Origin of the sequence: Saccharicrinis sp. 156 (genome assembly GCF_050589685.1) — a bacterium.
Classification (GTDB): Bacteria; Bacteroidota; Bacteroidia; order Bacteroidales; family Marinilabiliaceae; genus Saccharicrinis.
The window spans coordinates 80,818-95,491 of sequence record NZ_JBNGOS010000012.1; the positions used below are offsets into that span (position 1 = coordinate 80,818).

Annotated in this window: 12 protein-coding genes; 8 read left to right on the forward strand and 4 right to left on the reverse strand. The window is 38.3% G+C overall.

All coding sequences use genetic code 11. From position 1 onward, the window contains the following. Positions 1-103 precede the first annotated feature (103 nt). Positions 104-1,132: a J domain-containing protein gene (locus tag ACRD64_RS09330; RefSeq protein ID WP_430933051.1), complete on the reverse strand. Its 1,029-nt coding sequence runs from the start codon at positions 1,130-1,132 to the stop codon at positions 104-106. Between the two features lie 309 nt (positions 1,133-1,441). Between ACRD64_RS09330 and queC the strand changes: the two genes are divergently transcribed. The 7 genes from queC (at position 1,442) to ACRD64_RS09365 (ending at position 8,875) form a co-directional block, all read left to right on the forward strand. Continuing rightward, positions 1,442-2,113: a 7-cyano-7-deazaguanine synthase QueC gene (gene queC / locus ACRD64_RS09335; protein WP_430933052.1), complete on the forward strand. Its 672-nt coding sequence runs from the start codon at positions 1,442-1,444 to the stop codon at positions 2,111-2,113. Positions 2,114-2,140: 27 nt separating this feature from the next. Then, complete coding sequence (locus tag ACRD64_RS09340) at positions 2,141-3,073, forward strand: 7-carboxy-7-deazaguanine synthase QueE (protein WP_430933053.1); 933 nt, start codon at positions 2,141-2,143, stop codon at positions 3,071-3,073. Positions 3,074-3,283: 210 nt separating this feature from the next. Continuing rightward, positions 3,284-4,165 carry an NADPH-dependent 7-cyano-7-deazaguanine reductase QueF gene (locus ACRD64_RS09345; protein WP_430933054.1) on the forward strand — a complete coding sequence of 294 codons (882 nt, stop codon included), beginning with the start codon at positions 3,284-3,286 and terminating at the stop codon, positions 4,163-4,165. 83 nt (positions 4,166-4,248) lie between these two features. Continuing rightward, entirely contained in the window at positions 4,249-5,172 is a 924-nt protein-coding gene (locus ACRD64_RS09350) for a 2-dehydropantoate 2-reductase (protein WP_430933055.1), read from the forward strand. 201 nt (positions 5,173-5,373) lie between these two features. Then, positions 5,374-6,123, forward strand: a complete 750-nt coding sequence (locus tag ACRD64_RS09355; RefSeq protein ID WP_430933056.1) for a class I SAM-dependent methyltransferase — start codon at positions 5,374-5,376, stop codon at positions 6,121-6,123. Further along, entirely contained in the window at positions 6,123-6,872 is a 750-nt protein-coding gene (locus ACRD64_RS09360; protein ID WP_430933057.1) for a DUF429 domain-containing protein, read from the forward strand. Before ACRD64_RS09355 ends, ACRD64_RS09360 begins: the two co-directional genes overlap by 1 nt. Before the next feature lie 713 nt (positions 6,873-7,585). Then, positions 7,586-8,875, forward strand: coding sequence for a DEAD/DEAH box helicase (locus tag ACRD64_RS09365; protein ID WP_430933058.1), 1,290 nt, complete (start codon positions 7,586-7,588; stop codon positions 8,873-8,875). A gap of 105 nt (positions 8,876-8,980) precedes the next feature. Here ACRD64_RS09365 and ACRD64_RS09370 read toward each other — a convergent pair whose 3' ends face one another. Then, positions 8,981-11,572 (reverse strand): T9SS type A sorting domain-containing protein, encoded by a 2,592-nt coding sequence (locus ACRD64_RS09370; protein ID WP_430933059.1) that lies wholly within the window; start codon positions 11,570-11,572, stop codon positions 8,981-8,983. 611 nt (positions 11,573-12,183) lie between these two features. Between ACRD64_RS09370 and ACRD64_RS09375 the strand changes: the two genes are divergently transcribed. Next, positions 12,184-12,909 (forward strand): DUF6261 family protein, encoded by a 726-nt coding sequence (locus ACRD64_RS09375; RefSeq protein WP_430933060.1) that lies wholly within the window; start codon positions 12,184-12,186, stop codon positions 12,907-12,909. A 1,137-nt stretch (positions 12,910-14,046) separates the two neighbouring features. Here the strand turns inward: ACRD64_RS09375 and ACRD64_RS09380 are convergent. Continuing rightward, on the reverse strand, positions 14,047-14,307 hold the full coding sequence (locus tag ACRD64_RS09380) for a hypothetical protein (protein ID WP_430933061.1): 261 nt from the start codon (positions 14,305-14,307) through the stop codon (positions 14,047-14,049). Positions 14,308-14,482: 175 nt separating this feature from the next. Beyond that, positions 14,483-14,662, reverse strand: a complete 180-nt coding sequence (locus ACRD64_RS09385; protein WP_430933062.1) for a hypothetical protein — start codon at positions 14,660-14,662, stop codon at positions 14,483-14,485. Positions 14,663-14,674: the final 12 nt, after the last annotated feature.

The following is a 14,674-nucleotide window of genomic DNA, read 5'->3' on the forward strand; positions in this document are numbered from 1 at the left end:
TAAGGTGGATGATCGTTTCATGGGTTTTAGTTATGATAAATCATATCCATAAAATTAAAGAATAAATGTTGAATTGGACTCATAAGAATCGGGATTTAAGAAGTTATTGAGAATAAATCCGGTGTGTTTCGATTGATCTGGCAACCCTTATCCCGAACAAGCCTTCTTCAAATTTATAGGTAATGCCATTGTTGCCTATTAACTTTTCTTTGAAAAAGAATGATCGGATGTTGGCAAATTCCATGTAGGCATTGTTTTCCAGTTCTATAGTTGTGTATAAAGGTGAAGAATTAAAATCCAGGCTGTACTCGTATGTTTCGATCCGCGGGTTGGAGGAAAAATAGAAATTAAGCACAAAAAACAAGCTTACTATACCGGGAGCAAAATCGAAGCGTACCAAATATTTATAGTACCAGCTTTTTATTATCCTGGCAATCGAAATTCCTAAAACTATCGCCACCCCATATATTATAAAGATCATATGGGTTTCAATGAGTGTGTTTAAAACTATCACATTAAAAACCATGATATTGACAAGGAATCCAAGGAAAATATTTCTTACCTTCGACCGGATGGTGGGTCTGGTCTTTACCAGCATATGCCGTACGTCCACACTGTTGACCCTGCGTACAATGAAACGAAACCATAGCGGGGATGAAGGCAACAGGATTAAGATACTCAATATAATCGCTTTAGTCCCGTACTCTCTAATGGTTAGGAAAGGCAGGACAATGACAAAAAGTATAATAACTCCGGTAATTAAAATATCAAATATCACATTAATGGCTTCTGTTGCTTTGTATACGTCCGATTTTAGGAAGGCCTCATATTTCATACGAGCCCTTTCCTGCGCACGTTCCCTGGCTTTCTCTCTTTCTTGTTGTTCCCACTGTTGTTGATAGGCGGCTTGTTTTTCTGCTTTCTCTTTGGCTCTTTTAATTCGGTTAACACTGTTGCCGGTAATATTAATAAGATATTCGTAGGCTTCGTTAATTAAAATGAAACGTTCGTTGGCATCACTGGCCTTATTGATATCCGGATGATATAATTTAGCCTTTGACCGGTAAGCTTTTTTTATCTGCTCCAACGTGGCATCTGGTGTAACCCCTAATATATGGTAGTAGTTGTTCATAGAGTTGGTTTTCTGCACGAATATCATCATCAGTCTGAATACTAAACTACAGAAATGTTTTTAAAGTATACGGAATAGGAAGCAATTAAGTTTTTGTATATCTTTGCATGGATTTTCAAGACAGTTCGTTTACGCCATCCTGTCTGTAAACAAAACCAGGGTATGATAAAGAATATTTTCTTTTGCACATTCCTGTGCGCATATCTTTCGTTTATATTTTAGATGGTTTGTCTTGGTATTAAGTCTTAATGACCGAAGGGAAATCCCGATGCCTTCAATTTTATAATCTTCGGGAATACTTATTTTAAGATGAACAAAGCTGTAGTATTATTATCGGGCGGAATGGATTCTGCTGTAGCATTATATTTGGCCAAGAGTATAGGTTATGACGAGGTTCATGCCCTTTCGTTTGATTATGGCCAACGTCACGAAACGGAATTGAACCATGCCAAGGCTATTGCCGAAAAGGCTGGTGTGGCGGCACATAAAATTGTGACTTTAAACTTGGGTGATTTTGGAGGTTCTTCGCTGACCGATAAAAATATAGAAGTGGAAGATGGGGATGTAACCCGTACAGATATTCCGGTGACCTACGTTCCTGCGCGAAATATGGTGTTCTTATCCATTGCAGCATCTTATGCGGAGAGCATTGATGCACAAAATATTTATATTGGTGTAAGCCAGGTAGATTATTCGGGTTATGTGGATTGCCGTCAGGAGTTTATCGATGCCATGGAAATAGCCATCAATAAAGGGACAGTGATGGGGGCCGAAGAAGGAAAGCCCATTACAATACATGCTCCTTTTGTCAATAAAACCAAGGCAGAAGAGATAAAGTTGGGGATGGAGCTGGGCGTGGACTTTGGCTTGACCTGGTCGTGTTACAGAGGCGGAGAAAAACCTTGCGGAACCTGCGATAGCTGTCTGTTAAGGGCAAAGGCGTTTGAGGAAGCAGGGTATGAAGATGCGGCACTAAGATAAGGTATACGGCAGACAGAGAAGAAAGAATTGAAAAATATTACAGAGGGAATAGCGATGATAGTACAAGAGAAAGTTAACAGAGGCATAGATGCAGATATAAATAATGCCAAACTGGTTTTGGTGGGAGAGGGTGTGTTTCCCATAACGAAAGACGCCGAAGGAAAGGCTGTTCATGAGTTGCCAAACACAGGTTTAGCTATCTCGGGTACGATCCAGGGAGAAGGAAAACTGGCCGGTACACCGTCTTTGTTTGTTCGTTTGGCCAGCTGTAACCTACGTTGTATCTGGCAAATGGAGGATGGTAGTTTTTGTAAGTGCGATACTTCGTACGCTTCGTTCCATCCTGACGATAAAAAAGCGTGGAGCATAGAAGCGGTGATTGAAACCATAAAGCAGAATATTGGTGAGATGAAACATGTGGTTATTACAGGTGGTGAACCCATGTTGCAAAAAAAAGGTGTAGCTGCACTTTGTCGAGTGATCAAAGAAAAACTGCACTTACACATCACCTTGGAAACCAATGGGACTATCTTTGATAAAGATGTGGCTAAATATGTTGATTTGTTCAGTATTTCTCCAAAATTAAGTAACTCGGTTCCATCTAAAGAAAAACTGCATTCGTACGGAGAAGAGGAGTCAGGAGCATCCAGATACCATCACGAGGTTCGTCTTAATGTAGATGTATTGCAAAGTTATATCTATTTTGCCAATTCAACCGAAAAGGATTTGCAGCTAAAGTTTGTAGTGGGTAGAATCGATGATGCAAAAGAAATTAAACGGGACTATCTGGATGAGTTGGTGGCATATAATCAAGAGGATATCATGTTGATGCCACTGGGCGCGAAGACAGAACAGATAGCTAAGTCCAACCCGATTGTTCTTCACCAGTGCATACAGAACGGCTGGAAATATACGCCTCGGATTCACATCGATATTTTTGGAAGTAAGATAGGAGTGTGATCAGTAGGCAGAACTGGTAAACAGTAATTGGTGATCGGTGATCAGAATTTGTTACAGGTACTAAAGCCACCGGTCATTTGTCACTGGTCATTCAAGTTAAAACCTGATAAAGGCCAAAGGTGAAAATCGTTTGCAACGCCCATCGAGGTTCGGAAATTAAATGTTTATTCGGAATTTTTAAAGGTTACTATTGACTAATCGCTATTGCCTATGACCAATAATATGGAAGGAAAAGTACTTGGCAAACAAATTAACCATCCCAGGGAATATGCCCCTGAAATATTGGTGGCGGTGCCTCGTAAACTAAATCGAGAACAATATCAAATTAGTGATAGCCACCTACCATTTGTAGGAGTAGATGCCTGGCATGCCTACGAATTGGGTTTTTTAACCGAAAAGGGGTTGCCGGTGACAGGTGTTCTTAAAATTGTTTATGCATGCGAGAGTGAATTTCTGGTTGAGAGCAAATCGCTCAAACTTTATCTGAACTCCTTCAATATGGGTAAATATGGCGGAAATAAGGAAGAGGGAATTGCGATGGTTCTGGAAACGGTTAAAAAAGACTTGTCTTCGCTTTTGAAAACGGAGGTAGAAGCCTCGTTTCATCATAGGTATAATGAAGGTATATCTGATTTTGGAGAGTTTAGCCTATTGGAAGAATTGCCTGGAGCGGATAATGCAACGTTTGACAGATTTAAGGAAGATGCAAGACTTTTGGTTTCTGCGCCAACAAGTGAAACACATGAATTAAAAGTATCCTCCAACCTCTTGCGAAGTAATTGTAAAATAACCCATCAGCCGGATTGGGGCAGTGCTTTTATCCACATTAAAAGCAAGCACCGTGTAGATTTAATGTCCTTGTTGAAATATTTGGTTTCCATAAGAGACGAGAATCATTTTCATGAAGAAATCTGTGAGATGCTTTATAAACGGTTGATGGACAAATTTGAGCCGGAAGCTCTGATGGTGTCTTGTCTTTATACACGCAGAGGGGGAATTGACATTTGTCCGGTACGTGCCAATAAAAAAGAATATTTACCCAAGAATATCATTCAATCAAATGTGTTAACTTCACCTGCATTTAGGCAATAAATCTCAGTCAATGGTCATTTGACATTAGTCAGTAGTTAATTCATTACTAATAGCCATAGACCAATGACTAATAAACCAATACAATGAACATAGCAATTATAGGTGCTGGCGGTGTGGGCGGATACTTTGGTGCCCGATTGGCTCAGGCCGGAAACAAGGTAACTTTTGTAGCCCGAGGGAAGCATGGCAAAACCATGGGCGGGAAAGGCCTTCAACTATTAAGTCCGAATGGCGATTATCTGGTTGAGCATGCACATGTAGTAGATACTCCATTAAAGTTACATACGCCAAAATTGGTTTTGATCGGCACAAAAGCTTGGCAGGTGAAAGAGGTGGCCGAACAGTTGAAAGAAGTTATCTCTGATGATACCGTGGTGATTCCTTTGCAGAATGGGGTGATGGCAGCCAAAGAATTATCTGAGTCGTTACCCACGCAAAATGTAATGGCCGGACTGTGTAATATTTTCAGTAAGATAAAAGAACCCGGTGTTATTGAGCATATGAGCGCCGAACCTTATTTGATTTTTGGAGAGCTGGACAATTCCTTGTCTGACAGGGCTCGGCTTATTAAAAAAGTATTTGATGCGGCCGGAATAAAAAACAAATTATCGGAATATATACAGGGAGATACCTGGAAAAAATTCTTATTGATCTGTTTGGGCGGACTTGGGGCATTGACAAGAGCCAATTATGGTGTTTTGTGCAATACGCCGGAACTCAAAGGGTTGATGGAGAAAATGATAGATGAAATGTATGCTGTAGCGATTGCCGAGGGGATCAAACTGCCCGAAGAAGTCAAAGAAAAAACCTTAAAGGCTACCATGTCTTTTGCGCCCACGGCCAATTCATCGATGGCACGCGATATTTGGGCAGGTCGCCCTTCGGAATTGGATTATCAAAACGGAAGTGTAGTAAAACTGGCTCAAAAGCATGGAATTGACGTACCGGTGAATTACATGATTTATCACTGTCTATTACCACAGGAAAAAGAAGCACGTAATTGCTAGTCGGTTTTCGGCAATCAGTTTTCAGTAAAATATGGTTTAGGTTCTTCCCTTATACCAAAGGCTGGGGGAAGTGCTCCACGGGAGTTGGAGGGATGGGGGAAAAAAAGAACACAGACCATTTGGCGGACAGGGGCATAATATACACAAGGTTTTCTTGCAGAGGGAATGGCTTCAATAATAATATGTTAGCTGATATGTGATATGGATTATTTAGAATTACTGGTTGATTTTCACCTGAACAATTATAGACAAGGTCCCGGCAGCAAAGAGGCCACTTTGAAAGCTTTGTCGTTTATCCCCAAAAACGACAAAGAAAAGATTAAGATAGCCGATATTGGTTGTGGTTCAGGACAGCAGACCATTGACTTGGCAAAAAATACCAATTCCCAAATTGCAGCTGTTGATCTATTTCCCCGGTTTCTGGATAAACTAAATTATATATCCAAAGAACTTGGACTCTCAAATAGGATTAAGACCGTATGCGAGTCAATGGAGAACTTATCGTTTAAAAAGGAAAGTCTGGATATGATTTGGTCGGAAGGGGCCATTTATAATATGGGGTTTAAGAATGGACTGCAGCAGTGGCGTAAGTTTTTGAAAAAGGGTGGATTTATGGCAGTTTCCGAGATATGCTGGATCAGGCCCAATCGGCCAAAGAAACTATGCGATTTCTGGAATAAGGCCTATTCCGGGATGGATTCTTTCAGTAATAAAATTCAAGTGGTGGAAGAATGTGGCTTTGCTCCACTTGGCGCTTTTGTTCTTCCCCAAGAATGCTGGGTAAACAACTACTATGAGCCTTCGCTAAAACAGATTCCGGATTTTCTTCAACGTCACAACAATTCCGATGAGGCGAAAGCCACTGTAAAGGAGCATATGGAAGAGATGGAGATGTACGTTAAGTACAGGGATTATTACAGTTATGGTTTTTTTATCGGCACAAAAATATAATGGATTCAGGTTGGTACATAGGTATTGATGGTTGCAGGGGTGGCTGGCTTTTTTCTGTATTGGATGATAACAGGGAGCTGAATATTAAACTGTTCAGGAATCTTACCGATGGTATTGATTTGTTGCGGCAATCAGAGGCGGTTTCCATTGATATGCCGATGGGAATTGTTTCTGAAAAAGGCGAGGAGCGCGTTTGTGATGCCTTAGCCAGAAAAGAATTAGGTCACCCTTTTAGTTCTTCGGTTTTTAATGTGCCATGCCGCCAGGCAGTTTACGCAGGAAGCTATCCGGAAGCTAATGCTTTGAATAGAGAGATTCAGGGTAAAGGAATCTCCATTCAAGCCTGGAATATCGTGCCCAAAATAAAAGAGCTGGATATGTTTTTAGATGAACACCCAATATTAAAGGAAAAACTGCATGAAAGCCATCCCGAACTTTGTTTCAAAAATTTGAAAGGAGCAGCTTTAAGCTATAAAAAGAAAACAGTAGAAGGGGTACGGGAACGGTTAGTGCTATTAAAAACTTTATACCCGAATATTGAAAAGCACTTTCATGTTTTTAGAAATCAGTTCTTTAAAAAAGATGTCGTCGATGACGATGTGTTAGACAGTATGGTATTGGTTTTTAATGCTATGGAAATTGCAAAAGGCAACTATAACCAATTTCCAGATTGTGAACGAAAAAACAATTGTGGAATTCGGATGGTGGTGTTTATTGGTAATATGGATCTCACGATACGAAATAAGTAGCGGATTTAACCCCTGAAATTCGTGATAATAATCTCTGCTTCTGACGGCGAATAAGGTTTGCAACCAAATTTGCTAAACAAAAATAGACTCAACTTTGTCGGGATTCGCCTGCCACAAACCGTGGGTTTGCACTCGAAGCTTTCGTGCAGGCGCTTAGCCGATGCAGGGAAACCGGTATTTGCATACATCTTTCTGAAAGTGATGAATAATCCGGGTTAAATGGTGCCGTATTCCTCGGCAATCAGTTATTTTTTTATATTCATAGGCAATTAATGGAAATGTTAGCTTATATTTGTGCGCATTTTCAGAAGACAGCCATTAATAAGGGAGTGTCTTTCTAGATGGTCTTTGCAAGAAAATACCAAATACTTCGCCTGCCTTACCGTAGGCAGGTTATTCTCATTTTTGAAACAGTCTTATTTACATCACGGACTTCTTAGCTCAAAAATCGAAAGCCTTGTCTTTGACACCTTCTTATTAAAGACAAAAAATAGCAAGCGTAAAGTTAAGTATTACAATTTGAGTACAATGGATTGATAATGTGGCTTATTCATTAGCACCGCCTTTCAATGGGGTGTGGGGTATGTTTTCTCCCTGTAATAAAGCACAGGGCTAATGGAATAATATAGTTGTCGATAAATTATTAGCCATAACTCATTCAACTTTTGAACCCGATTTTACGTCGATATTTTAACAGATACTAAATAATATATATGACATTTAAATCATTAGGATTAACTCCTGCTTTATTAAAGGCAGTTGAAAAGAAAAATTATACGGAACCTTCAGTAATTCAGGAAAAAGCCATTCCCCCTATTTTGGAAGGAAGAGATGTGCTGGCTTCCGCGCAGACAGGAACCGGGAAAACCGCCGGTTTTACCTTACCTATGTTGCAAATTTTATCACAAGAGCCTCCTTTAAGGCGAAGACCGATACGCGCTCTTGTATTAACTCCAACGAGAGAGTTGGCTGCCCAGGTATTCGAGAACGTAAAAGAATATAGCGAGTTTTTAAACTTAAGATCTGCCGTTGTATTCGGCGGGGTTAACATCAAACCGCAAATAGCCAAGCTCAGAAACGGGGTAGATATATTGGTGGCTACGCCCGGCAGATTGCTTGATTTGCAAACACAAAGGGTGATATCTTTAGCGAAAATTGAAATTTTTGTGTTGGATGAGGCCGACAGAATGTTGGATATGGGTTTTGCCCGCGATGTGAATAAAATACTTAGCCTAATGCCGGAGAGGAGACAAAACCTGTTGTTCTCGGCTACTTTTTCTAAAGAAATTCGAAAACTGGCCGACCGATTTTTAAGCCATCCGGTTACCGTAAAAGCTGCTCCTGAAAATACAACTGTAGAAAAGATTATTCAAAAAGCGTTTCATGTGGCTAAAGTGGATAAAACAGCGGTCCTGGTCAGGTTGATTCAAGATGGGGATTGGAAACAGGTACTAATTTTTACCAGGACAAAAAGTGGCGCCAACAGACTGGGTAAAAAGTTAAATAAAAGAGGGGTGTTGTCTGCAGAGATTCACGGCGATAAAAGCCAGAATGCCAGGGTTAAAGCCTTGGATGCCTTCAAAAAAGGAACGGTAAGAGCCCTGGTAGCCACCGATGTGGCCGCCAGAGGATTGGATATACCTTTGTTGCCCCATGTGGTTAATTTTGAATTGCCTAATGTCCCCGAAGATTATGTGCACAGAATAGGTCGTACGGGCAGGGCAGGGGCCAATGGTGAAGCGGTTTCGTTGGTAGGACATGAAGAGCTGGATTATTTAAAAAGCATCGAAAAATTGTTAGACCATTCTATCCCACTCGAAATCATCGAAGGTTTTGAACCGGGAGAACCACCGGTGGAAGAGGCAAAACCAGCCAAGAAACCGTTTAGGAGGAATAATCATTCATCGGGTAACAGAAATAATAGAAGTAGGCAGTCAGCTAATAAAAGTTCGAAGAATACGAATTCAAAAAAGTCAAATTCTCAAAATAAAGTAAAAATGTAACAGCAATTTTATTATTGCTAATACAAATAATCTCAAAAAAGCCATCTAATTCGGATGGCTTTTTGAGATATTAAAAGTGTCCTATATCCTAAGATATTCAAAATTTTACTTTTTTATGACTTTATATACTTCTGAATGATTAGAATATAGTAGCTCAATAAGGTATATTCCACTTTCATATCCAGATAGGTCAATTTCAAGTTCATCTAAGCCATTAACATTCTTGCTAATTATTTTACGTCCAGTAGTATTGGTAACATATACTTTTTCAGGTTTTGTATCTTGGTTTGATAATTCCAGATTGACAATGTCGCATGTTGGGTTGGGGTAGTAAATCGGTAATTGTGTATTTAGATCCGTTACATTTGTGGCATCTTCAATGTTATAGATATAAGCAGAACCACTTTTAAGTCCATTCTCATCATCATAAATAGCTCCTATAATTGCATTATTACCATAGATAAATACCGATTTGCCAAAACGATCATTAGCGCCACCATCTGATGTTATAAGTTTGGTAGTTTCAGTCATATCTGTCCAGCCAGTTGAGGGCTTATTATAAATATAAGCAGCACCTCCAAATTTATCATTATCGTCATCACCATATGCACCAACTATTACATTTTCATTTGAAATACTGATTGAACTTCCAAAATAATCATATTTGTCACCGTCAGAAGCTGTTAGGCAGGCAGTTTCTGATTTGTTTTGCCAACCTGTTTCCGGTTTTTCATAAATATAAACTGCTTCATTACTACTGCCGGAAGCTCCTACAATAATATTATCTTCATTTATTTTGAGAGAACAACCAAAATTAAAACAATCATCATTATTAGAAGGATATAAAGTAGCAATCCATTCACTATCTCCCCAGTCTGCACCTGTTTTTTCATAAACATATACTCTGCCTCCAAACAAATTATCTTTATCATTCCTTACTCGTTGACTGATGGCAGAATAATTCTCGGATAAAGCAACTGAATGTCCAAAATTATTTTCTGTGCTGGTATATCTTTTTACCCTCTTTTCCCATCCATAAGATGTTTTTTCAAACATATATATTGATTCATCAGCACCAATGATAATGTTATTTCCACAAATGTCTAATGACATGCCAAAATATTCATAACTCAACCTTTCCCAAGCTACTAGCTTATCTGTTTCCGTCATGTCTGTCCAACCTGCTTCAGTTTTTTCAAAAATATATACTGCTCCCATTCGGTCATCATCATAAGCTGCCACACAAATAATATCGTTGGAAATACTAACGGAAATGCCTAATTCATCATCTGCAACTCCATCAGAAGCAGTAAGTGTTGCTATTGTTTTCCATTCATTATTGTTGTTATACATTACGTATGCACATCCTTTGCCATTGGAATATCCAGGAGCTCCAATAACAGCATAGTTTTCATTTATACAAACCGAAGTGCCATAATTATCATATTCATTATTAAAATATGGAGTTGAAGGTGTTACTTCTATTTCACTGATAGAAGTCCAATCTGTAGAAGTTTTGTTAAAGAAATAAGCTGCGCCACTATTATAGCCTAGTTTATTGGAATATTCACTAGTTACTATTGCATGGTCATCTGATATACATACTGTACTTCTAAAAATATCTGATTCATTTTCTCCCGAGATCTTGACTTTTGTAGTTTCAGTCATATTTGTCCATCCGCTTTCTGGTTTTTCAAAAATATAAGCCTGACTATCTCCTGTGTTATCTGTGGTTCCTATAATTATAGCATCATCATCTGCATATACTGACCAACCAAAGTGGCAGGTAGTTCGTGTAGAAGGGGCGAGTTTTACAGATTCCTCCATGTTTTCCCACCCACCTATTGGTTTTTCAAATAGATAAACTGCACCACAATTATCATCATTGTCTCTTGAGCCGATTATTGCAACATCATTATTTATGTTTACCGAAAATCCAAAATCATCGCTTTCAGCTATATCTGAAGCGTTAAGTTTAGCTGTTTCGTTCATATTTGACCAACCAGATTCAGGTTTTTCAAATATATAAGCGGCTCCAAAATCATCTTTACCATAAGCACCTATTACAGCAGTTCCATTATATAAACTTACAGAGCATCCAAATCTATCATAAACATGTCTATCCGAAACTGTAAGTCTACTTGTCTCGTTCATATCTAACCAACCGGTTGTTGGCTTAACAAAAATATAGGCTGCACCACTATAACTAGTTTCTAACCAAGCCCCAATAATAATCTCGTCCTGATATATGTCAATAGCGCAGCCGAATTTATCACTCGAACCTGAGGGGAGGAGTTTAGCTGTTTCAGTCATACTTGACCATCCTGTTTCTGGTTTCTCATAAACATAGGCTGCACCATCGTTTTCGTTATTCTCTGCACCTACCACGATTATATCTTCAGAAATACTAACTGAACATCCAAAATAGTCTAAATATTCACCATCCGACGAAGTAAGCTGTGCAATTTTATCCCAACCTGTACCATTAAAATGAAGAACGTATGCACATCCGATTTTATCAGAATATTCTGCTGCCCCAATGACAGCATAGTCACCGTCTAAATCAACTGAGCTCCCATAATGATCCCCTTCGTTTTTTTGGTAAGGTATTGGTAATGTTTTTTGTATCTCGTTCCAGTCTTGGGCTGTAATTGTACAGCTCAATAATAAAAAATAAACAAGTATAAATGGTTTCATTTTTAGTAGGTTTAATTTTTGAGATACAAGTAACGCCATTATTTTTCTTGTTTCAAGAGGGTAGTTCTGATATGGCAGGTCAGTGGTTGTAATTCATCACTGAACGGTTAAAATGTATAGCCGAACGGAATTTTTCGAATTGAAAGTAAAGATGTCTCCCTTATACTTCTCCATAACTGTTTTGAAACTCCAACAGTTGCGCTTAAGGTTCAATCAAATCATTTTGAAATTTAAGTACCTGTGCAGGGTATCCGTTGTAATTGAGGTGAATCATATTGTATTGATGTTGAGGATTCGCTGCGATATTGGGACGCGACCTTGTAATTACTTTTCGTTCAAAAAAACACAGCCGGATACCCGGAACAAGTAATTTTTATTCAAAATACTTTGGCTGTAGCTTTTCAGAAGTTCTTTTGACTTTAAATGGATATAGACAATAGGTGTTGACTATCGTTTAAATTTAACACCTTGTTATTTTTTTCTTACGGTTTCCTGTTTTTGAATTGTCGCGTTCTTGCTTATATAAAGATATTTAAATTTCCCATAGGTTTTGAATAGATATATTAATTTGTTAAATTAGAACTGGTTATCAAACTTAAATCTTATGAATTATGATTGAATCCCCAATGTTTTACAAGTTCCATACTCGAGAATACCTTTCTTTCAGCGATCGGGTATTGCAAATCTCAGAGCGTTATAACCTCGAAGATCTTTCTTTAATAGCTCCTTTTGCTTCTGTAAGCACAGCGCATAGTCAAATGAAAGAAGCCCTCACTAAGGCAGTTTCTACTGAGTTGACAACAGATGTGGTTGAGGCCGATGCAGAGCGGGACAACTCCTTTATTGCTTTCAAGCACTACTTGCAGGCTTGTCAAAAATGTATCAGACCATCGTGGCAAGAAGCTGCTGATTTGTTGATTGCCCGGGTTCGCCATTATGGTTGGGCTATGAACACGGCCAGCTACAATAAGCAAAGTGCACAAACCCTCAATTTGATGAACGATTTAGAGAACATGCCGGAGTTGGTAGAGGCTGCTATTACTATTGAGGCCGCAAACTGGGTGGCCGATCTTAAAACGGCACAAACTAATTTTGAGCAAGCACTTGAAGTACGAACACAGGCTAAAGCCAGCCAAACCAAGGTTAGTAGCGAAGATGCCACAAAAGCTCTACGGCTTTCGTACGTATCGTTGTTTACTTTTATCGAAGCGCTTCAAGTGGTTTCGCCAAAAGATGGTTTACAGCTTCTTATTGACGAAATAAATACTGTTATCAAAGAGTTCAATACCAACGTTAGGTCACGTATAACGCGACTTGAGACATCTAACGAAATGTAGTATTAAGTATCTTTATTAACCCAGTTTGATAATCAAAACAAAAGCCACTGGATATTTCGGTGGTTTTTGTATATACAAAAATTATTATGGAAAACGAGCCGTATTAATTCGTTTCGTCAAGTGCTGTTTTATTACCTTGTAATCTTCATACCCTTTCCTGATAGCCTTAATCTCATAATCAAATTGGTATGATCCTGATCCGTTCATTTATTCTATTGCTTCTATTGTAGTATTCGACTTACCTATTACAGCTAACCCTTTTGAAGCCGCTGATAAAGGAGTAACTAATACTGTTAAATTTTTATTGCTACTAACACTTGTAAAATGTTCGGGTACATTTGCCACCGGTTAAATTTGCAGAACCTCTGTAATATGCGGCAACTTCAGGACTTTCTAAAGAGGCATAGTTTATAGTTTGCTAATTATTGTTTGGGTCGGTTATCTAAAAGTTTTACACTTCGGCAAACAAATATCCCTGGCTATCTGAATCAACGCCCATTCCGGCTTATGATGCACCGCTTTCGTCTTTAACTGTAACCAGACCACCATTCATATTAGTGACTAGCGAATCAATATTTGCATTTTGGTATGTGTTGGGGGCTAACAGTTCTATGACACCAAAGGCTTAATCTCCTTCGTTAGAATTTGTTAAATGGGCGGTAAGCGAACCTGTATTTTAATAAATGCTAAATATACCACCGGTATTACTATTGCTTAGCAGTAATTGACAGTTGCTATTGTCGTACATTATTAACGCCGGGTTAACGTCAAAGTATCCAAAAGAAAGGTAAGAGTTTGTATTCCAAAAAGTAATGCTCTCGTCAGTTATATTTGTTTTTATGGCATTGTCTGCATCAAGGGACATTAGTTTTTTTTCTGATAATAAAAGATTGTTTTCTTCTGTGTTTGATTGAAAACCAAGTAAGGGAGAACCATCTTTAAGACTAACAAATGCCCCCTTAATGCTATCCTCATAATATGCGTTAATGCTTTGAGAAGAAAAACTATTTTGTGCTATAATGAATATGGAACACTGTTTAATTCACACGTCCCTTCAATAGTATAATTTGTACTACCGTTAATTTCAATTTTAGTTTTAACAAAGTAATTGGTTTTACCCCATGGTACAGCTATAAGCTAATCAGTAGAACTACCGTTTACTATATATAAGTTGATTAAAACATTTGAATTTGAGGTCACGGTTTGTGTTTCGGTATAAATAATAGAGCCATCTTCGGAGTTTTCGATAATACTAATTTCAATTCCAATTTCTTGATTTTGCATTAAATGGCCATCTGAATCTCTTATTATAGCCTGATAGTTGATTTTTTGAGGAGCCTCAGAATACAATATAGGTGCTATTAAAATAAATGATAGCAAAAATGCAAATTGTTTCATAGTTATTTTTTTAGAATTTTATAAGCTTTTAGTACTTTGTCATCTTTTATAATTCTGATGATATAATTACTCGCAGGTAGGTTTTGCATTGAAATAGTCGATTTATGAGCTTCAACTTGCTTTTCTAATATAACTTTCCATTCATATCATATACTTCATATTTCTAGGTAGATGATTATTCTGTAGGTGTTTCAATGGTGATATATTCTGTTGCCGGATTAGGATATAGTTTAACGTTTGGTTCATTTGTTGGAGTACTTATGTTTGTAATTAGCAGTATTTCGTATGCTTGTTGCACTCCGGCAGAAAACCTATAATCTGCATTGGTTAAACTTTTACCTATGGTATGACTCAAACATCCGTTGTT

What these genes read in the sequence shown, in the direction of transcription:
- ACRD64_RS09330 (WP_430933051.1), bottom strand. Translation starts at nt 1,132, where the DNA reads ATGAACAACTACTACCATATATTAGGGGTTACACCAGATGCCACGTTG.
- queC (WP_430933052.1), top strand. Translation starts at nt 1,442, where the DNA reads ATGAACAAAGCTGTAGTATTATTATCGGGCGGAATGGATTCTGCTGTA.
- ACRD64_RS09345 (WP_430933054.1), top strand. Translation starts at nt 3,284, where the DNA reads ATGACCAATAATATGGAAGGAAAAGTACTTGGCAAACAAATTAACCAT.
- ACRD64_RS09350 (WP_430933055.1), top strand. Translation starts at nt 4,249, where the DNA reads ATGAACATAGCAATTATAGGTGCTGGCGGTGTGGGCGGATACTTTGGT.
- ACRD64_RS09355 (WP_430933056.1), top strand. Translation starts at nt 5,374, where the DNA reads ATGGATTATTTAGAATTACTGGTTGATTTTCACCTGAACAATTATAGA.
- ACRD64_RS09360 (WP_430933057.1), top strand. Translation starts at nt 6,123, where the DNA reads ATGGATTCAGGTTGGTACATAGGTATTGATGGTTGCAGGGGTGGCTGG.
- ACRD64_RS09365 (WP_430933058.1), top strand. Translation starts at nt 7,586, where the DNA reads ATGACATTTAAATCATTAGGATTAACTCCTGCTTTATTAAAGGCAGTT.
- ACRD64_RS09370 (WP_430933059.1), bottom strand. Translation starts at nt 11,572, where the DNA reads ATGAAACCATTTATACTTGTTTATTTTTTATTATTGAGCTGTACAATT.
- ACRD64_RS09375 (WP_430933060.1), top strand. Translation starts at nt 12,184, where the DNA reads ATGATTGAATCCCCAATGTTTTACAAGTTCCATACTCGAGAATACCTT.
- ACRD64_RS09380 (WP_430933061.1), bottom strand. Translation starts at nt 14,307, where the DNA reads ATGAAACAATTTGCATTTTTGCTATCATTTATTTTAATAGCACCTATA.